Here is an 18,637-nt window from a genome sequence, read left to right as displayed (position 1 = left end):
ATACCTTTTATATAATTAGTAATTATAGAATTAATAATTAGAAAGAAGGCGGAGCAATGAAAAGCTATGACTCCTCCAAATACCGGACACCAGACGGTTATACAGCAGACATCGCGATCTTTACCATTTTATCGAAAAAAAGAGAAGAAAAAGCGCCTCCTGATATGAAGCTTTACATGATGCTTATTCAGCGCGCGGCAACAGACAGTGAAGGAAATCCCAATATCGAAGCTTTGAAGTGGGCAGTTCCTGGCGGGTTTATCCAGCCGGAAGAAACAGGCATCCAAGCTGCGCGTCGGGAGCTGCTAGAAGAAACAGGCGTTAGCGGTCTTCATATGCGTCATTTTGGTGTATACGATACACCAGGACGCGATCCGCGCGGCTGGATCGTTTCAAATGCCTTTTATGCCATTGTGCCGGAAGCGTCTCTTGTAAACCGGTCAGCGTCAGATGATGCGGCGGACGTACAGCTGTTTCCGATCGAAGAAGTGCTGAATCTAGACCTGGCTTTTGATCACAGGCAGATTGTTCAGGACGCGCTTGCATTGATCCGGTCAGACATGCTGAGAACAACGCTGGCGAAAAACTTTTTGCCAAAGGAATTTACACTTTCTGAATTGCAGCGGGTGCTTCTGACCGTAACGGATGATTCGAAAATCGCTTCTGATCCAGTTTTCTTCGCTCGTGCACCGAAGCTTCCATTTTTAGAGCTAGCACTGGATGAGGACGGACAGCCGAAAAAAACAACCCGTCACTCGTACCGGCCGTCCCGATTGTATACTTTTAATGATTTAGATGTAATTGAATCCATTTACGGATAAGAAAGGCGGATGTGTATGAAAGCATTGCTGAATATTGATTATACGTATGATTTTGTTGCAGATGATGGAAAATTAACGTGTGGAAAGCCAGGCCAGGCCCTTGAAGGAGTGATTGTCGATATAACAGAGCAATTTATCCAAAACGGCGACTATGTTGTTTTTGCGATTGACGTGCATGATGAGCGCGACCCTTATCACCCGGAAACGGGGCTGTTCCCGCCGCATAATATCCGCGGTACGAAAGGACGCGACCTGTACGGCTCTCTTCAATCCGTGTACGATCAAAACAAAGACCGGAATAACGTCTATTACATGGATAAAACGCGTTACTCTGCTTTTGCCGGAACAGACCTTGATATGAAATTAAAAGCACGAGGAATTACAGAGGTGCATCTTGTCGGCGTATGTACAGACATATGTATTTTGCATACAGCAGTGGATGCGTACAATAAAGGATACAAAATTGTTGTGTATGATCACGCGGTAGCGTCTTTTAACCAGGCAGGCCATGAATGGGCACTTAGGCATTTTGTAGATACACTTGGCGCCAAAAGGAGGAAAGAATTATGATGAAGCATCCAGATGACAGCTTTATGCTGCATACCGATTTGTATCAAATTAATATGGCGGAAACGTATTGGAGAGACGGCATTCACGACCGGAATGCGGTTTTTGATCTTTATTTTCGCCGGCTTCCGTTTGGGAACGGCTATGGCGTTTTCGCTGGTCTTGAGCGTATTATTTCGTTTATCCAAAAATTCGGCTTCACAGACAGCGATATCGACTATTTAAGTAAACTTGGCTACGGAGAAGATTATTTAGCTTTTTTAAAGAATATGACATTTACGGGGACGATCCGTTCCATGCAGGAAGGAGAAATCGTTTTTGGAAACGAGCCTATTATGCGGATCGAAGCCCCGCTTGCGCAGGCGCAGCTGCTTGAAACACTGCTTTTAAATGTAGTGAACTACCAGACCCTTATTGCGACGAAAGCATCACGCATGATGCAAGTTGTAGGTGATGGAACGGCACTTGAATTCGGAACACGGCGGGCGCAGGAAACCGATGCCGCTATCTGGGGAGCGCGGGCGGCTTACCTAACTGGTTTTTCAGGCACCAGCAATGTGCGGGCAGGCAAACTGTTCGACATTCCGGTATCCGGAACGCATGCCCATGCTATGGTGCAGGCATACCAGGATGAATATACAGCATTCACAAAATACGCTGAGACGCATGAGGATTGTGTATTTCTGGTCGATACATATGACACACTGCGTTCCGGCGTACCGAATGCGATCCGGGTTGCCAAGGAGTTTGGTGATGATATCAACTTTATTGGTATCCGTCTTGACAGCGGCGACCTTGCGTATTTATCTAAAAAAGCCCGCACGATGCTTGATGAAGCGGGCTTCCCGGATGCGAAAATTATCGCTTCCAATGATCTTGATGAAGAAACGATCATGAGCTTGAATGCACAGGGTGCAAAAATTGATGTGTGGGGCATCGGCACAAAGCTGATTACCGCTTTTGACCAGCCGGCTCTTGGCGCCGTGTTTAAGCTTGTCGCAATTGAGAACGACCAAGGAGAAATGGTGGATACCATTAAAATCTCCGGCAACCCGGAAAAAGTGACAACACCGGGGAAAAAGAACGTTTATCGCATCATTAACAATGCAAATGGAAAAGCGGAAGGAGATTATATCGCGCTCCAGGAAGAAAAGCCGCAGGAAGAAAAAAAGCTGAAAATGTTTCATCCTGTTCACACGTATATCAGCAAATTTGTCACTGATTTTACCGCTGTTGATCTGCATAATGATGTTTTTGTAAACGGAAAGTTTATGTACCATCAGCCATCGCTTGCCGATATACGAGAACATGTGAAAAAGGGGTTATCGGTTTTATGGGATGAATACAAGCGTCCCATTAATCCAGAACAGTACCCTGTCGATTTAAGTCCAGCCTGCTGGGAGCATAAAATGAAGAAAATTGAAGAAATGATGCCGCCGTCTGCGCGTTAAGAAAAAGCCTGCTCTTAAGCAGGCTTTTTTTAGTAGTACATTTTAAGCAGGAGGCAGCGTGCGTATTGTGAATGTTTGGCTGGTATCCTGTGGCAACGAGTGTTTTTTTTTACCTATTAACTGATAAGGTTAATAGAAAAGGAGTAAAGATATATGACAAATAACCTGATGAATATTGCTTGTGAGTATATTTGTGCCTATTTTAAAGAAGCCGCTTTGCAGGAGAAAACACTTGTGTATGTAAGATACACGTTTAATAAAACCGGTTTTTTTGCGAAGCTGTCCGGCCTTCATTACGACGTTTTCTGGCAAAGAAAGAGGACAGGAGAAAAAGAGCAGCTTATGGTGATTGTCGAGCTGCTTTTTTTAGCACTCGACATTATGGATGATATTCAAGACGGAGACGGACATGAACATCCATGGGGAGAGGTGGACACCGCACAAAATTTAAATATATTGACGGGCCTGCTGATGATTTGCTTTTTAGAAGTAAGCCGTCTGCAGATGGACGAAACGGTTAAGAGTGGGGTTCTTTATATGATTCAAGCCAATGTAGTCAAAGCGATCAACGGCCAGGCAGCTGATTTGCAAAATTGCTTGGAAACCGAAGAAGACTACTTGAACATGGTATCTATGAAATCCGGCTCTTTGATCGAAATAGCCTGCCTGCTCGGAGCGGGAGAGGTAAAGCCTGCCATCGAACAAGAAATGAAGGTGTACGCCCATTATCTCGGCATTGTCGAACAGCTTCGAAATGATGTGTACGATCTGTTTCAGCCGGAGAAAAAAAGTGATCTATATCATAAGAAAAAAACATTGCCCGTGCTTTTTTGTTTAAATAGCGAACAGTCAAAATATGAAGCAGTAAAAAGGTATTACGAGAACGGGATAAAGGAGCCATCAACAGAAGAAGAAAGGGCTGCGGTGCAGTCGCTGCTTGTTGAAGGGGATGCCCTTTCCTATTGCAGTGTAATCGAAAAGCTGTATCTTTATAAAATTCGAACCTCTGTCACTCGAATGCCAATCAGTGAAAAACAAAAGAAGCAATTAATGGCGGGCTTATTTTCATAACTTATCTCCATCCTTGAGGATGAATAGGCTGATGTTCAATAGATTCAAAGATAACGGCTAACTCTGACTCTGAATAGGTTTCAAGCAGACGGCGATCTTCTTCGCTCCAATCCGAAAGCGATGGTTTTGCCAGCAGCAGCTCGACTAGTTTCATTGCCATATTTCTCTTTCATCTCCTTTATTGGTGTATAATGATATATATTACAAAAAATTGAAAGAATCGTCACTTATTAAGCAATATGGGGAGAAAACATATGTTAAAGCATTATTGGCAGCTGGTTGTTGCTTTTGCCATTTACATTGTAAGTCATGCTTATCTTATGATAAAAATGGCGGCAGAGAAACAAAGCTTTTCATCGGATATGATCGAGTTATACGTACCTGGCTTGTTTTCACTGCTGTCCATTATTTTAATTGCACCGATTATTGGCAAGCAAACGACATCCGCCCGCCGGTTTATTTTATTCCTGCTTGCAGTGTCTCTCAGCTTGTTTGCTTCTAAAGAGTCTGGCGAAGGAGATCCTGTATCCGTCACCATCTTAACGGTTGCTTTTCAACTGGCTGCTCTTTATTTTCTTCTCTTTGTAGAAGCGATTTTAAAGGAAAAACAGCTTGATCTCGGTTCTCTCTCTGCGTGGCTGTCCGTATTCATGTGGGTAACACTTTTGTTTATCGGGTTTAATGTTGGCAATTATTTTGCATCGTGGGTCCCATCTTATGTAGTGAATAACAGTATGCTCGTTCACTTTAGTTTTTCCGTTTTTGCTGCTTTAGGTATCATCGCCTGGCAATACAATCGGACAGAAAACACGGAGCACAAAAGCTTTTTAAAGTGGATGATGATTGTGCCAGCTATTGCGTTTGTCCCTTTTATTGTAATTTATGTTCTTCCATATGTGGCGGCAGGAGTGGATGGGCTGGATCGAATCGCCGCCTTTTCTCTTTTTGCACTTCCATATGGCTATACACGCCTTTTGATGAACCGGCAGCTGTTTGATTTCGATTTTGTCCTTAGCCGTTTTTTCTACTATAGCGTGCAATCCGTTATTCCGGCTTTTTTACTGGCGGTGATCATATACAGCATCGCGGGGAAGTTTATCATTCCTTTTGCTGCTGCTCTCTTGATCATGGCTCTTTCTTTTTTAATGAAAGAGCAGTTTGATTTTTTTATTCGAAACAGCTTGTTTCAAGACCGGAAAAATATGGTGCAGGGCATTGAGATTCTAGCAGGGAAGCTGTCGGCTGTCATGAAAACGGATGAGCTGGAGCGCATGTTTGCCCTGGAAGTTCTTCATGCCCTGCATCCGTCTGCCTTGTTTATTACCGAAAAAAGAAACGGAGAGTGGCTGATCCGGCACGCGGAAGGAGTGGTTCCGGCTGTACCATCAGAAGCGCAGCGCCTGTTAATGGCAAGAGACCGTGAAAAAGGGCTGCTGGTTCATCAGCAGTGGCTTGGCATTCAGCTGTTTGAGCGGTCAGAGCAAAACATTTATCTATGGATTGGTCCGAAAAAAAACGGATTAAGGTGGAATATCAGTGAAAAAGCATGGCTGCTTGCTGGAGTTCCCTATGTCCGGCTCGTAGCCGATAATCTACAGGTGGCCCAAAAGAAAATGGAGGAATTAGAGGTGCAGGCGATGAATCACTCACCGGGCACGATTCGACTTCTTTTAGCGATTTCTGAAAAAGAAAGACGGAGGCTCGCTGCTGATCTCCACGACTCAGTGCTCCAGGAGCAGTTTGTTGTACAGCGGAAATTAGAGCGCCTTGCCCGGTCAGAGCATCTGAAAGACACGCTTTTAAAAGATGTAAAAGAGATTCAGAGGGACATGAAACAAGTGACTCGCCATATTCGGGAAACGTGCCAGGAGCTGCGTCCGGTTTTTCTTCAGGAGGAAGGACTGCGTGGTACATTAGAGGAGCTGTTTTCACGGTTTAAGCTAACATCCGATATTTATTTGCAATGTGATATTGATCTGCCGTCCCATTACAGGTCGGACCAGGACAAAGAACTTGCTGTCTATCGGATTGTACAGGAGCTTTTGCATAATGCCCGCAAGCATTCAAAAGCATCCCGTCTGTCTATTTCTGTGTGGGAGGAAAGCGAAACCTTATTTTTGGATTATCTGGATAATGGAATTGGGTTTGACATGAGCTGTATGGATGAGCAGGGAAACCAGATGGGGATATCCGGGATAAAGGAGAGAGTGGCCATGCTTTCAGGATATGTAGAGTGGATGACATCGCCTAACAGCGGTGTGCAGGTTCAAATGACACTGCCGGGGTGGAGAGAATGACATGAATTTTGCTGCTGGATGACCATCAAATTGTCGGGCTGGAAACGAAAAGCATGATTGAAGCATATTCGGATTTTCAAGTCACATGTGTATCCGATCATCAAACAGCTATTGAGATGAGCGAAAGCGAGCCGTTTGATCTGTACCTGCTCGATATGAATATTTCGGAAGAAGTGTGTGGTGTAAAGGTAGCCGAAAACATTCGTGAATACCAGCCAGGAGCGAAGATTATTATTTATACGGGATTTGATTATACGAACCGAATCGATTTAATCGTTTCATCTGGTGTTGGCGCAATTATTAATAAAGATACACCCGCAGCAGAGTTAATGACGGCGATCCATGCTGTGCTCAGCGGGTACGCCATCGTGCCGCTTGCTGCGTTGAAGCGGCTGTCATTAAAACAAAGCAGCAACCGGTCAAATCAAAAGCAGGATACCTCTTATACGTTAACAGAACAAGAGCTTCAACTGCTAACGGCTCTGGCAGTCGGAAAGAAAACCAAGGAGCTGGCAGAACAATTTTTTACAAGCAGCCGGACGATCGAGTACTGGTTGTCCAAGCTATTAAACAAAATGCAGGTACAAACAACGTCTCAAGCTGTTACTGAAGCAGTTCGACACAATCTTATTAGTCTTTAATTTGCACGCTTTCTTGATGGAAGCGTGTTTTCTTTTGAAAAAATAAAAGACCTGTCCTGCAGGCCTTTTGTCATTCAATATTCGTTTTACTTGAGCGTTTCTTCTTTTTTGACTGGAAAACGAAGCGTAATCGTTGTTCCTTTTCCTTTTGTGCTTTGTATATCAAGGGAGCCGTCGTGCTGTTTTAAAATACGCTGTGTAATCATAAGACCAAGCCCTGTTCCGTCTTTTTTTGTTGTGTAAAAAGGAGTGCCCAGCTGCCCGAGCTGTTCATTCGTCATACCGATGCCTTTATCAGACACCACTGCTACAGCTTCTCCCTGTACGTTCATATGAACGTCAACCGAAAGGGTCCCGCCGCCCGGCATGGCGTCCATGCTGTTTTTAAACAAGTTAATAAACACCTGTTTCAGCTGGTTTCCATCTCCATGTATAAAAATAGGAGAGGGATCATCAAAGTACTTTATAATCTGCACATTGCTCATGCTCGCCTGCGGCTGTGACAGGGCAATCGTATCATGAAGAATCTGTATTAAGTTTTGTTCGCCGAAACAAGTGGCCTGCGGCTTTGATAGAATAAGAAACTCGCTAATAATCAAGTTAATTCGGTCAATTTCCTCCAAAACGAGATTGAAATGCTCCTGGTCGAAAAACGATGGCTTCAGCAGCTGAATAAAGCCCCGAATCGTTGTTAAAGGATTACGGATTTCATGGGCAGCGCTGGCAGCCATTTGACCGACAGCAGCGAGTTTTTCAGTGTTAAGCAGCATCTGTTCCGTTTCTTTTCGCGAGGTAATGTCACGGAGTTGCGCGAAGGCACCGGCCAGTGTATCTGTTTGATCGAAAATCGGCAGCGCATCCAGCAAGTACGTTGTTTCACGGCCTGATGTGCTTTTAAATGTTCTTTCAATGTCTGTAGAAGGAAGTCCTTTTGACAGCGCCCGCTCAAGATAATCGCCAACGAATGGGCAGTTCGCAGCCGTTTCGGAGAGCAGTGACTGTTTATCTTGCTTCACCATCCGTTCTGCGGCCTTGTTAACGTTAATAATATTGCCTTCCTTGTCAGAGACAATCAAGCCGCTCGTGGTAGTCTCCATAATAAGCTCATTAAGAAGGCGCAGATTCTCGTTTTGCTTCATTAACTGAAGTTCACGCTCGATGGATTCCTTCATTGTCATAAGCAATGATAGAAAGAGAGGGTGGGCAAAATCAACAGCCGTCATAAATGAAAGTGTGCCGATTTCTTCATTTTGATTTCTGTTCCAAATAGGGATGCTGTAGCACGCAGCATTATGCAGATAATAATGATAATGCTGCGAGCCGACTATACCGACTGGCTGCTGGTAATCCAGCGCCAGGCAGACAGAATTAATACCATTGTATTCATTTGTCATTTGAACTCCGTTTTGAATTCCTAGTTTCATAACCATTTCTTTAATGCTGCTGTCCCCAATCATATGAAGAACGTAGCCATGCTTATCCGTTGCTGTGGCAAGAATAGGAATGCCAGGCAGCGAAGCAATAAATTTATCAAAAAAGTACGTAACCGCATGAATGAATTCAGCGTGTTGGCGCTGTCTTGCCGCTAATGCCTCTGCATCTAATATATGGTTAAAAGAAGGAATGCTCTTTGGATCAAGTCCCCTTGCTGCACATTCCTTTTTTAATGTATCAAAACAAATATTGTTTTGCTTCATTTGTTGTTATCTCCTCGCTATTTTCCTTCGTATTCCCATCTATTTCTATTATAAACGAAACAGGCCTATACGAAAGGAGGGAAGGAGAAAACGGGTTTAGGGAAAATATTTTTCTTAAAGCCTGTGATACGCTTGTTCATTGCAGATGATAAATAATGGAGCATGTTGAGGAATATACTCGTCCAGTTTTTCCATAATAGAGAGGTCGTGGCGGCTGGCGACAAGAAGAATCCCTTTTTCATCTAACGCCTGCTTAGCTTCACGATACGTCTGCCAGCCAAATGTATTTTCAATCCGGTAAAGATCGTATCCATCACTGCATGTTAACTGACGGATAATCTCACTGGATCCGTTAAACAAAATGGAACGTGCAGCTAAATGAGCTGCTGTATCATTTGGTGTAATAAACTCTTCTACATTTGCATGTGAAAAAGCGGACAGGTTAGCTGAATCCGCCACTTCGCAAATTGTGTACACATTTTGCTCCTGTCTTTGAGCAGCAGCTTCAATACTTGAAGCGATCAATAGAGTCAGGCCGTCTGCCGTCGAGGCGTTCGGCGCATGATCCGGTGAAAAAATCATAATGGATTTAGCTTTTAAAAAGTTTGCCTGCCGAAGCGTTTGCTCAGAAGCTGGAGCCCCTTTAACAAAATCGACACGTTCATGGAGGAAAGGCGTTTTCGCTTCTGTTTCATCCATAATAACGATGCAGATGTCGGGAAAGGTGTCGAGCAGTTCTAGTAAAGTAATCCGTGCCCGGTTCGTCCAATTAATCAAAATAATGTGCTGTTCACGTGTAATCGTCAATCGTCCTTCCTCCTTCAATCGTTTTCGCGCACTAAGTGTGTCAATGGCTTTTCCGATCAATACGGTCATGAGGCCAATGCCGAATACGTACAGCAGCATGGCAAAAATCTTTCCAGAAACAGATACTGGCGATAAGTCACCGTAGCCGACTGTCGCAACGGTGGTCATCGTCCACCATAGTCCGTCAAAAGGGGAGGTGAACGTTTCAGGTTCTATATAATACATAAAAAAGCTGCTGAACAGCACAAGGGACATGGTGGTGAGAAAAAGTGTCCAGCTGCTCATGTGCATGGCTTTAAAGAAAAGTCTTCGGAAAAAAATCATCTGCAGGTTCCTCCTTTCAAAGTAAATCTTCTGTATAAGATACGAGTGGAAATAGGACGGAATACTATAAATCGTTTATTTCGCCAATAATCGAGGGCATTCCTCCAAATTCGGTCTATTAACCGATTTACATTTCGGCCAATTGCCGGTATTTTGAACATAATCCATGAAAGCGGGAGGGTGAGAATATGCTGTTTCGAAAAGGAAAGCTGTCTGTCCGAAAGCTGGAAGACAGAGATGAAGGCCGGCTTGTTAAATGGTTATCAGATCCGGTCGTACTGGAATTTTACGAAGGCAGAGACAACCCGTTTGATGCGGAAAAAGTCCGGAAAGAATTTTACACAGACGAAGAGGGACTGGTTCGCGGCATCATTGAATTTGATCAAAATGAGATCGGTTACATTCAATACTATCCACTTGGAGAAAAAGAAAGAGCGTTATATGGCTATGAAGCAGATGAAGTGGTTTATGGAACAGACCAGCTGATCGGAGAAGTACATTATTGGAACAAGGGTGTTGGCAAAGTGCTTGTTAAAGCACTAGTAGAGCATTTGATCCATACGAAACAGGCACAAAAAGTGGTAATGGATCCGCAGGAATGGAATGTGCGGGCGATCCGCTGCTATGAAAAATGCGGGTTCCGGAAAGTGAAACTGCTGCCAGAGCAGGAATGGCACGAAGGAAAACACCATAATTGCTGGCTGTTAGAATATAAAAAATAAAAAGCGGAGCCAGAGGGCTCCGCTTTTTTAATTGATCATTTTATTTGGCGGCGGTGTTACAGTAAGGTCAGCCGGCGGATGAAATTCATTTTCCATCTTAGATACTACAACCGTTGCTACGCCATTTCCGATTAAGTTTGTAATAGCGCGTGCTTCAGACATAAAGCGGTCTACACCAAGAAGAAGGGCGATTCCTTCCACTGGAATCATTGGGAAAGCTGCCAGTGTAGCGGCTAGTGTAATAAATCCAGAGCCTGTTACGCCGGCCGCGCCTTTAGAAGTCAGCATCAATACGCCAAGCAGTGTCAGCTCCTGCCAAATCGTTAAATCTACTCCGTAAGCCTGGGCGATGAAGATCGCGGCCATAGAAAGATAGATTGAAGTGCCATCCAGGTTAAACGAGTAGCCAGTCGGCACAACCAGCCCGACAACTGGCTTTGAACAGCCGTAATCTTCAAGCTTTTTCATTAGCTTTGGCAGGGCAGATTCAGAAGAAGATGTTCCAAGAACAAGTAAAATTTCCTCTTTAATATACGTGATAAATTTAAAAATGTTGAATCCGTAGAATTTGGCAATACCGCCTAAGATGACGATAACGAAAAGAGCACATGTAATGTATACACCCAGCATCAGCTGGCCAAGTGACACGAGGGAGCCAAGTCCAAATTTTCCAATTGTGTAAGCCATCGCTCCGAATGCAGCGATTGGAGAAACCTTCATAATCATGTTGACGATTCCAAAGAAAATATCTGTTAAGCGTTCAAACAAGTCTACAACCGGTTTGCCGCGCTCTCCAAGAGCGGCCAGTGAAAGGCCGAAGAAAATCGCAAAGAACAAGATTGGCAGCAATTCGCCGCCTGCAAGAGCAGCCATTGCGTTGTCAGGCACGATTCCAAGAACAAAATCCATAAAGCTGTGACTGGATTCTTCTGCTCCTTTTGTATATTCAGAAATATCACCGCCATCTACAGAACCAGTATTAAAACCTGAACCCGGCTGAAGAAGGTTGACGACTAAGATACCGATTGCTAAAGCGAAAGTGGTGACGATTTCAAAATATAAAAGGGCTTTTCCGCCAATCCGGCCGACTTTCTTTAAATCACCCATGCTGCCGATTCCAATGACAACTGTGAGGAAGATAATCGGTGCAATGACCATTTTAATCATTTTAATAAAAATGTCCGCCAGTACTTTCAGCTGCTCCCCGAAAGCAGGAAAAGCCAAGCCTACCGCGATCCCTAGAAGAATACCGATGATAACACGAACCGTTAAGTTATTTAGCGCTTTCTTCATATGAAAACCTCCTTTAATTATTTGATAGCGTTTTCATTTCCTTGATAGAATCATATCAGACTCCAACAGGAATAAATATTTTTGGTTTTAATGGTTTTTTTGGTCTTTTTGGTCAAAAAAAGAACGCTTATTCAGCGTTCTTCATCAGGAGGAAATTGAATTCGTTTGATTAAGTCAGAGCCGACTTCGTTTTCAACCTGTTGATACAAAGGGTTGAAAAGGCGAAGCCACTTTTTCTGCTGTTCGGCTTTCAAGGAATGAATAGTAATCGGAGAAGTCCGCTTAATTGCTTCAAGCTGCTCCGCATTCATCTGGCCTGCTTTTTTCATGTTCCACTCGGTCGTTTCGTTCATGGCTTCCGTGATCTTTTCCTGAATTTCTTTTGGAAGCTCGTCCCAGAATTCCTGATTAATCATGACTGCGTAACCAAGATAGCCGTGGTTGCTGATCGTCAAATGCCTTTGTACTTTATAAAGCCGTTTAGAATAAATATTGGAAATCGTGTTTTCCTGCCCGTCAATTTGTCCGGATTCAAGCGCCTGATACACATCGTTGAACGGCATGACGGCAGTATCCGCTTTCAAAAGACGAAACTGTTCCGCGATAATTGGACCTGGCATTACACGAAATGTCTGGCCGCGAAAATCATCCGGCTCAAGCAGCGCATTTTGGCTGCTGGTCATCTGCTTAAATCCGTTCACCCAAAAGCCAAGCCCCTTCACCTGCGGATCCTGGATCATCGAAAGAAGCTCTTTGCTCGTTTGTCCGGTAAATACCGCTTCCGCCTGGCTTTCACGCTTGAAAATAAACGGAAGATCGAGTACCTTCCATTGGGGAACAGTATCAATGAGCTTCGGAAATGAAGCCGCTATCATTTCTACTTTTCCGTTTTGCAGTGCTTCATATTCATTATCATCCGAATAAAGAATACCGTTCGGATAAATTTCAACTTTCACCTGGCCTTTTGTTTTTTCTTCTACGAGATCGGCAAATTTCCGAACTGTCAATCCTTTTGGCGTGTTTTCCGCTACTACATGCGAAAAGCGAATCGTAATGCTTGTCTCGATCTTTTCCTGTTCATCATCATATGAAAGCAATTGTGTTTTGGCAGCTTCATTGTATTGGTAAAAATAATAGCCGGTCAGTATAAGGAGAGTAAAAAGGCAGAAGCTGATGTATTTGGCCATAGGCACCACCTGTTTTAAACATCTTTTTTCTTATCATATCACGTTTTGACCGTCCGGCTTGTTTTCTTTAACATGGTAAAATACATATACACGAGAATCTTTTAGAATGGCGGCGTTATGAATGGTACGTATTCCAATTCAGTGGAAAATAACAGGGCTGATCATATTTATACTCCTTTTCTCTTTTTTTGCACTTGGCATTGCCCTAACCGGCAATTATCTTCAGACAAGAGAGAGCGAGCTGCGGGACCGGGCCATTTTAACGGCACGCACAGTCGCTGAACTGCCTGGTGTACCGGGCGAACTCGCTTCGTCGGGCAGTGTCACGGAAGAAGCGGTGGAGGCAGTGGAAGAACTGCGGGTAATTAATGGAGCGGATTATATCGTTATTTTAAACATGAACCGTATCAGGCTTACTCATCCGATCAACAGCCAGATTGGTAAGGTATCGGAAGGGGAAGATGAAGGGCCAGCTTTTGCCGAGCATGCATATGTATCCAGAGGAAAAGGTGAAACGGGTACGATGATCCGGGCCTTTGTGCCAATCATGGATGCATCACACAATCAAGTTGGCGTTGTAATCGCAGGATACAAACTGCCGGAAATTGTAGATATGCTGCTGTCTGTAAAAAAAGAGATATTCATTGCGACTGGTATCGCATTGTTTATTGCCCTGTGGGGAGCGTATATGATGGCAAGGGACATCAAGCGGCAAATGTTTCAGCTTGAACCGCATGAAATTGCGCAGCTCGTTGTAGAAAGAACCGAAGCATTCAATGCGATGCATGAAGGAATCATCGCCATTGACAGGGATGAACAGATTACCATCTTTAATCACAAAGCAAAAGAAATGCTTGGTATCAGTGGAGAAGTGATTGGCCGCAAGATCAGGGACGTGCTTCCAGATACCTACTTGCCGGAAATTCTTATGTTGGACCGTCCCATTTTAAATAAGCAGCTGCATATAAACGATAGAGTCATTGTCTCCAATCGGATTCCCATTCGGGTAAAAAACGTTACCGTTGGGGCCATTGCCATCTTCCAGGATCGAACACAGGTTACAAAGCTTGCGGAAGAGCTGACCGGAGTGAAGGCTTTTGTGAGTGCCCTCCGTGTGCAAAACCATGAGCATATGAACAAGCTTCACACGATTGCCGGCTTGATTCAGCTCGGGAACCGGGAAAAAGCGCTGGAATATGTGTTTCAAGTATCGGAGGAGCAGGAAGAATTAACCCGCTTTTTAACAAAGAACATCCGCGATGACAGCGTATCGGGGCTTCTGCTCAGCAAAGTAAGCCGGGGAAAAGAACTTGGGGTTCAGGTGACCATTGACCGAAACAGCTCACTGCATACGTTTCCGCCCCACATGGATCATCATGATTTTGTACTCATACTTGGCAATTTGATTGAAAATGCTTTTGACTCGTTTGAAGATCCTAAAGAAGACAATGAAATTTATGTAAGTATTCAGCAAACAAGTGATATTGTTTCGCTTTTAGTTGAAGACAACGGGTCGGGGATCAAGGAAGAAGATCAGCCATTCATCTTTAAACAGGGCTTTTCAACGAAAGCGTATACAGGAAGAGGGATTGGCCTGCATTTAGTGAGCGAAATCATTGCCAAAGGAAGTGGGCGCATTCATATTGAGTCTGCGCCGGGTGAAGGAACAACCTTTTCTCTTGTATTTCCAATGAAGCCAAAAAAGGATAGGGGGAATGAAATTTGATCAAGGTGCTGCTTATTGAAGATGATTTAATGGTTCAAGAAGTAAACAAGGAGTTTATCAACAAAGTAGACGGATTTGAGGTAATCGGCATTGCGGGCAACGGGAGAGAAGGAATGGAGCTGATCCGCCGCTTGTCTCCAGATCTTATTATTATTGATTTATATATGCCGTTAATGGGCGGGCTTGAGACGCTTCATTTACTGCGGCAGGAAAGCATTCAAGTAGACGTAATCGTGATCACGGCCGCAAGTGATATAGATACCGTCCGCCAGGTGATCCAGCATGGCGCGTTTGATTATATTATGAAGCCGTTTAAATTTGAGCGGATGAAGCAGGCGCTTGAACATTATCAATCTGTTCAAAATCGATTAAGTGAAAAAGGAAGAATCAGCCAGGAAGAGCTTGACAGCCTTTTGTTTCAAAAAGCAGGCGGACCGGATGAAGCGGAGCAGCTTCCGAAAGGGCTGAATGCTGTTACATTGCAAAAAATTGTTTCGCACCTGCAGAAAACGGACAAGCCTTTGTCAGCGGAAGAAGTCGCGGAAGGAGTCGGTGCTGCCCGGGTTACCGTGCGCCGCTACTTAGATTATTTAGAGAAAAGCGGAAAGGTAAAAATTGATATTCAATACGGCGTGATTGGCCGGCCTATCAACCGTTATAAGCTGGCATAACCGGATGCGCCGAATTCTTTTCATAATGATACAATAGAAGCAAACAAAAAGAATGGAGTTCCTTTGTATGCTTCGAGCAGTGAACATATTTTTAACGCGGTGGATGCCGCTTTTAACACCTGTGAGTGTTCTTGCCGGCGTTTTATTAGCGGAATGGATTCACTCATGGGTTTTTATTGTGCCATGGGTCTTTGCTTTTATGACGTTTACCGGCAGTTTAAATTCAAATTTTCGGATGCTGCATCATACGATGACTCATCCGTTTCCTGTTTTTCTTGCGCTTGTGATTCTTCACATGATTACGCCGCTGTTTGCCTGGACGGCTGGACATCTTTTATTTCCTGATGATCCGCTGATTGTTACAGGCTTTACACTGGCGCTTGTGATTCCGACTGGAATTACAAGTGTGATCTGGGTAACGATGTACCGGGGCAGCGTACCGCTTGCGCTTGTGATTATTTTACTTGATACGATTCTGTCACCCATTGTCGTGCCGTTCAGCATGTCTGTGCTGGCCGGGAGTAAAGTGGAAATGGATGTTTTCGAGATGATGAGCGGGCTGTTTTGGATGATTGTACTGCCGTCTTTGCTTGGCATGCTCGTGAACGAGTGGGTAAAATCAGAAAAAGCAAGCCGGATCAGCCAGACGCTGTCGCCTTTTTCAAAGTTGTCGCTTCCACTCGTTATTGCGATTAACAGTGCTGTGGTCGCCCCTTATTTACGTGATATTGATTTGAAATTTGTTCAGATTCTCACGGCTATTTTATTTGTCGTGTTGTGCGGCTATCTGCTTTCCTGGGCCCTTGCCGTGGCGTGCAGACAGCCGCATGAAACCGTTGTGACGCTTATTTACACAGGCGGTATGCGCAACATCAGCGCAGGTGCCGTCATCGCCGTTAACTTTTTTCCGCCGCAGGCAGCAGTGCCGGTTGTAGTATGCATGCTCTTTCAGCAAATGCTCGCGGCATTTCATGGGTTTCTGCTTAAAAGAGTGTACCCTAGGGAGGTCAGGGCATGAGAAAAGGGAGATGGAAGCTGCAGACCGTTATTATTGCTTTTGTTTGTGCAGTCGTTGCTTTTTCTCTGCTTGTCACAGATATTTTAGTTACAAAAACCGTTACCGATTCCGTTGAAGCAGGACAAGCAGAAAAAGCGCAAAGTGCATCGCGCATGGTGGCGCATACGCCGCTTGTTGCTCAGGCGCTTACAGGCGCACGAAGCGAAGAGGACATTCAGGACTTTGCTAGCGATATCCGCAGGGAAACCGGTGTTCAGTTTGTTGTTGTCATGGATATGAATGGGGTACGCAAGTCGCATCCAAACCCTGACAAAATCGGCCAGCCCTTTACTGGCGGCGATGAGGAACATGTACTCGCTGGTGAGGAATATGTGTCTATAGCTGAAGGGACACTGGGACCCTCTGTCCGCTCTTTTACCCCTGTCTTCGATCCAGGTGGAAAACAAGTTGGGGCAGTGGCCGTCGGTATTTCATTGGAAAGTGTTCAAAATGCGGTTGCCAGCAGCCGAAACAATATTCTGGCAGGAACAGCTGCTGGTATTTTGGCTGGTGTTCTCGGCGCTGTACTGCTGGCTCGTTACATCAAAAAAGTGCTGCTTGGCCTGGAGCCTTTTGCGATTGCCCGGCTCGTTGAAGAACGTGATGCCATCCTTCAATCCGTGCATGAAGGCATTATCGCAGTGGACCGCGATTCGACGATTACGCTCATGAACAGGGCAGCCATGTCCCTTTTTAAAGAGGGGAAAACAGAATCGATTCCTCTTCATTCTCTGCAGCGCGTAATGGAAACAGAGCAGCAGGAAATTGACAAGGAGCAGCGGATCGACGGGGTTGAGCTTCTCGTAAACAGCGTACCGATTCACGTGGATGGAATGCTTGCCGGAGCAGTTGCTACATACCGTGATAAAACAGAAGTGAAACTGCTGGCTGAGCAGCTGACAGGGGTTCGTTTATACGCAGACGCACTTCGGGCGCAGACACATGAATTCATGAACAAGCTTCATGTAATCCTGGGAATGGTTCAAATGAAGTCGTATGAGGAGCTTGCCTTGTTTATTCAAGAGACGGTTGATTTTAAAAGCAATGAGATTCAAATGATGACAGAAAAAATAAAAGATCCGGTACTGGCCGGCTTTCTCGTCGGCAAGCTAAGCTATGCGCGTGAATCAGGTGCTTCTTTGCACCTGAAAAGCGATTTTCCGATTCCGCAGCCGGAAGATCCAGCGCTTACACATGATTTGATTACGGTCGTTGGCAATTTAATTGATAATGCGATCGACGCGGTACAAAAAAGCCGGAAAAAAATCATTCATGTTGCGTTCAGCTATGGAGATGATATTCTAACAGTCGAAGTCGCCGACTCCGGTACCGGCATTGAAGAAGAAAAACAGCATCTCTTATTTCAAAAAGGGTTTTCGACGAAAGGAACCGGCCGTGGGATTGGGCTGTCACTAGTGCAAGATATTCTTGCCCAGCGGGACGGTGAGTTTGATTTGTTATCAGAATCAGGCAAAGGAACAAAATTAACCGTTTATATACCATTCCAGGAGAAAGGAGAGGAAAGGAAAGCATGATACGCGTTTTATTAGTAGAAGACGAACAGCGGGTGGCTGCTCTGCACGCAAAGTATGTAGAAAGCATCAGCGGGTTTTCACTGGCCGCATCGGCTGGAACCGTGGAAGAAGCTATTTCGGTTATAGAAAACCAGGAAATTGATCTTATTCTGCTCGATATTTTCATGCCGGGTCCACACGGATTATCATTGCTTACGTATGTAAGGGAAAAGGAAAAAGAAATAGATGTAATCGTCATATCTGCTGCTTCCGATATGGAACGGGTACAAAAAGCGATTCGCTATGGCGCAGTCGATTATTTAATTAAGCCGTTTCAATTTGACCGGTTTGAAGAAGCATTAAAAGAATATCGTGATAAACGAGCATTTATGACACAATCCCGCCAGGTCAGCCAGGAAGAATTGGACCGCCAGCTGCTTGGCAGGGGAGAACAGGATATGCCGAAGGATATTCCAAAAGGGCTGACGAAAGCTACACTCAATCAAGTGTGGGAAGAGATTCAAAAAATAGAGGATGCTTTTTCAACAGAAGACATTGTTAAAAGAGTTGGCATTTCCGGTGTGTCTGCACGCAAGTATTTAAAGTTTCTCGCAGATATCGAAGTGCTTGATGTAAGGGTGGTTTATGGCACGGTAGGACGCCCGGTTTATCAGCATACACGCAACCTTTCCAAGGAGTATATAATGAAAAACTTTCTGTAAGCAGTTTGAAACTGCTTACTTTTTTTAATTAAAAAACAATTTAAAAAAATAAATAATATATGATAACGC

At 44.4% G+C, this 18,637-nt stretch carries 17 protein-coding genes; 12 read left to right on the top strand and 5 right to left on the bottom strand.

Annotation, left to right across the window (positions count from 1 at the left end; translation table 11 throughout):
* Positions 1-56 precede the first annotated feature (56 nt).
* The 4 genes from RRU94_RS23710 (at position 57) to RRU94_RS23695 (ending at position 3,910) form a co-directional block, all read left to right on the top strand.
* A complete protein-coding gene (locus RRU94_RS23710) occupies positions 57-821 on the top strand; it encodes an NUDIX domain-containing protein (RefSeq protein ID WP_315693296.1) in 765 nt (254 codons plus the stop codon).
* Between the two features lie 9 nt (positions 822-830).
* Complete coding sequence (locus tag RRU94_RS23705) at positions 831-1,391, top strand: cysteine hydrolase family protein (protein WP_315693295.1); 561 nt, start codon at positions 831-833, stop codon at positions 1,389-1,391.
* Positions 1,388-2,839 (top strand): nicotinate phosphoribosyltransferase, encoded by a 1,452-nt coding sequence (locus RRU94_RS23700; protein WP_315693293.1) that lies wholly within the window; start codon positions 1,388-1,390, stop codon positions 2,837-2,839. Before RRU94_RS23705 ends, RRU94_RS23700 begins: the two co-directional genes overlap by 4 nt.
* A gap of 153 nt (positions 2,840-2,992) precedes the next feature.
* On the top strand, positions 2,993-3,910 hold the full coding sequence (locus tag RRU94_RS23695) for a polyprenyl synthetase family protein (RefSeq protein WP_315693292.1): 918 nt from the start codon (positions 2,993-2,995) through the stop codon (positions 3,908-3,910).
* A gap of 1 nt (position 3,911) precedes the next feature.
* On the opposite strand, the gene RRU94_RS23690 is transcribed toward RRU94_RS23695, so the two are convergent.
* The gene (locus RRU94_RS23690) at positions 3,912-4,070 is read right to left on the bottom strand and encodes a hypothetical protein (protein WP_315693290.1); all 159 of its coding nucleotides are present in this window, start codon (positions 4,068-4,070) and stop codon (positions 3,912-3,914) included.
* Between the two features lie 94 nt (positions 4,071-4,164).
* On the opposite strand from RRU94_RS23690, the gene RRU94_RS23685 reads away from it, so the two are divergent.
* Together RRU94_RS23685 and RRU94_RS23680 are read left to right on the top strand one after the other, a co-directional pair.
* Positions 4,165-6,207, top strand: coding sequence for a sensor histidine kinase (locus RRU94_RS23685; protein WP_315693289.1), 2,043 nt, complete (start codon positions 4,165-4,167; stop codon positions 6,205-6,207).
* An 8-nt stretch (positions 6,208-6,215) separates the two neighbouring features.
* Positions 6,216-6,848 (top strand): response regulator, encoded by a 633-nt coding sequence (locus tag RRU94_RS23680; protein ID WP_315693288.1) that lies wholly within the window; start codon positions 6,216-6,218, stop codon positions 6,846-6,848.
* An 86-nt stretch (positions 6,849-6,934) separates the two neighbouring features.
* Here the strand turns inward: RRU94_RS23680 and RRU94_RS23675 are convergent, their stop codons facing one another.
* Positions 6,935-8,545 carry an ATP-binding protein gene (locus RRU94_RS23675; RefSeq protein ID WP_315693287.1) on the bottom strand — a complete coding sequence of 537 codons (1,611 nt, stop codon included), beginning with the start codon at positions 8,543-8,545 and terminating at the stop codon, positions 6,935-6,937.
* Between the two features lie 114 nt (positions 8,546-8,659).
* Positions 8,660-9,676: a potassium channel family protein gene (locus RRU94_RS23670; protein ID WP_315693286.1), complete on the bottom strand. Its 1,017-nt coding sequence runs from the start codon at positions 9,674-9,676 to the stop codon at positions 8,660-8,662.
* Positions 9,677-9,864: 188 nt separating this feature from the next.
* Between RRU94_RS23670 and RRU94_RS23665 the strand changes: the two genes are divergently transcribed.
* Positions 9,865-10,398, top strand: coding sequence for a GNAT family N-acetyltransferase (locus RRU94_RS23665; RefSeq protein WP_315693285.1), 534 nt, complete (start codon positions 9,865-9,867; stop codon positions 10,396-10,398).
* A gap of 27 nt (positions 10,399-10,425) precedes the next feature.
* Here RRU94_RS23665 and RRU94_RS23660 read toward each other — a convergent pair whose 3' ends face one another.
* Positions 10,426-11,691, bottom strand: coding sequence for a dicarboxylate/amino acid:cation symporter (locus tag RRU94_RS23660; protein WP_315693284.1), 1,266 nt, complete (start codon positions 11,689-11,691; stop codon positions 10,426-10,428).
* Between the two features lie 131 nt (positions 11,692-11,822).
* Positions 11,823-12,878 carry a DctP family TRAP transporter solute-binding subunit gene (locus RRU94_RS23655; RefSeq protein WP_315693283.1) on the bottom strand — a complete coding sequence of 352 codons (1,056 nt, stop codon included), beginning with the start codon at positions 12,876-12,878 and terminating at the stop codon, positions 11,823-11,825.
* Positions 12,879-12,999: 121 nt separating this feature from the next.
* Here RRU94_RS23655 and RRU94_RS23650 point away from each other — a divergent pair, with 121 nt between their 5' ends.
* From RRU94_RS23650 to RRU94_RS23630, 5 genes are all read left to right on the top strand, one after another.
* On the top strand, positions 13,000-14,604 hold the full coding sequence (locus RRU94_RS23650) for a sensor histidine kinase (protein WP_315693282.1): 1,605 nt from the start codon (positions 13,000-13,002) through the stop codon (positions 14,602-14,604).
* The gene (locus RRU94_RS23645) at positions 14,601-15,275 is read left to right on the top strand and encodes a response regulator (protein WP_315693281.1); all 675 of its coding nucleotides are present in this window, start codon (positions 14,601-14,603) and stop codon (positions 15,273-15,275) included. Before RRU94_RS23650 ends, RRU94_RS23645 begins: the two co-directional genes overlap by 4 nt.
* 67 nt (positions 15,276-15,342) lie before the next feature.
* Positions 15,343-16,293 carry a bile acid:sodium symporter family protein gene (locus RRU94_RS23640; protein ID WP_315693280.1) on the top strand — a complete coding sequence of 317 codons (951 nt, stop codon included), beginning with the start codon at positions 15,343-15,345 and terminating at the stop codon, positions 16,291-16,293.
* The gene (gene dcuS / locus RRU94_RS23635) at positions 16,290-17,867 is read left to right on the top strand and encodes a DcuS/MalK family sensor histidine kinase (RefSeq protein WP_315693278.1); all 1,578 of its coding nucleotides are present in this window, start codon (positions 16,290-16,292) and stop codon (positions 17,865-17,867) included. The genes RRU94_RS23640 and dcuS overlap by 4 nt, the downstream gene beginning before the upstream one ends.
* Positions 17,864-18,568, top strand: coding sequence for a response regulator (locus RRU94_RS23630; protein WP_315693277.1), 705 nt, complete (start codon positions 17,864-17,866; stop codon positions 18,566-18,568). Before dcuS ends, RRU94_RS23630 begins: the two co-directional genes overlap by 4 nt.
* Positions 18,569-18,637 lie beyond the last annotated feature (69 nt).

The sequence above is a fragment of the Domibacillus sp. DTU_2020_1001157_1_SI_ALB_TIR_016 genome (assembly GCF_032341995.1).
Classification (GTDB): domain Bacteria; phylum Bacillota; class Bacilli; order Bacillales; family Domibacillaceae; genus Domibacillus; species Domibacillus indicus_A.
The sequence above is the reverse complement of the archived record's forward strand: the minus strand, read 5'-3'. Positions and strand labels throughout refer to the sequence as shown.

Coding starts and splice junctions, on each gene's coding strand:
- RRU94_RS23710 (WP_315693296.1), top strand. CDS start 57: ATGAAAAGCTATGACTCCTCCAAATACCGGACACCAGACGGTTATACA.
- RRU94_RS23705 (WP_315693295.1), top strand. CDS start 831: ATGTGTATGAAAGCATTGCTGAATATTGATTATACGTATGATTTTGTT.
- RRU94_RS23700 (WP_315693293.1), top strand. CDS start 1,388: ATGATGAAGCATCCAGATGACAGCTTTATGCTGCATACCGATTTGTAT.
- RRU94_RS23695 (WP_315693292.1), top strand. CDS start 2,993: ATGACAAATAACCTGATGAATATTGCTTGTGAGTATATTTGTGCCTAT.
- RRU94_RS23690 (WP_315693290.1), bottom strand. CDS start 4,070: ATGGCAATGAAACTAGTCGAGCTGCTGCTGGCAAAACCATCGCTTTCG.
- RRU94_RS23685 (WP_315693289.1), top strand. CDS start 4,165: ATGTTAAAGCATTATTGGCAGCTGGTTGTTGCTTTTGCCATTTACATT.
- RRU94_RS23675 (WP_315693287.1), bottom strand. CDS start 8,545: ATGAAGCAAAACAATATTTGTTTTGATACATTAAAAAAGGAATGTGCA.
- RRU94_RS23670 (WP_315693286.1), bottom strand. CDS start 9,676: ATGATTTTTTTCCGAAGACTTTTCTTTAAAGCCATGCACATGAGCAGC.
- RRU94_RS23665 (WP_315693285.1), top strand. CDS start 9,865: ATGCTGTTTCGAAAAGGAAAGCTGTCTGTCCGAAAGCTGGAAGACAGA.
- RRU94_RS23660 (WP_315693284.1), bottom strand. CDS start 11,691: ATGAAGAAAGCGCTAAATAACTTAACGGTTCGTGTTATCATCGGTATT.
- RRU94_RS23655 (WP_315693283.1), bottom strand. CDS start 12,878: ATGGCCAAATACATCAGCTTCTGCCTTTTTACTCTCCTTATACTGACC.
- RRU94_RS23650 (WP_315693282.1), top strand. CDS start 13,000: ATGGTACGTATTCCAATTCAGTGGAAAATAACAGGGCTGATCATATTT.
- RRU94_RS23640 (WP_315693280.1), top strand. CDS start 15,343: ATGCTTCGAGCAGTGAACATATTTTTAACGCGGTGGATGCCGCTTTTA.
- dcuS (WP_315693278.1), top strand. CDS start 16,290: ATGAGAAAAGGGAGATGGAAGCTGCAGACCGTTATTATTGCTTTTGTT.
- RRU94_RS23630 (WP_315693277.1), top strand. CDS start 17,864: ATGATACGCGTTTTATTAGTAGAAGACGAACAGCGGGTGGCTGCTCTG.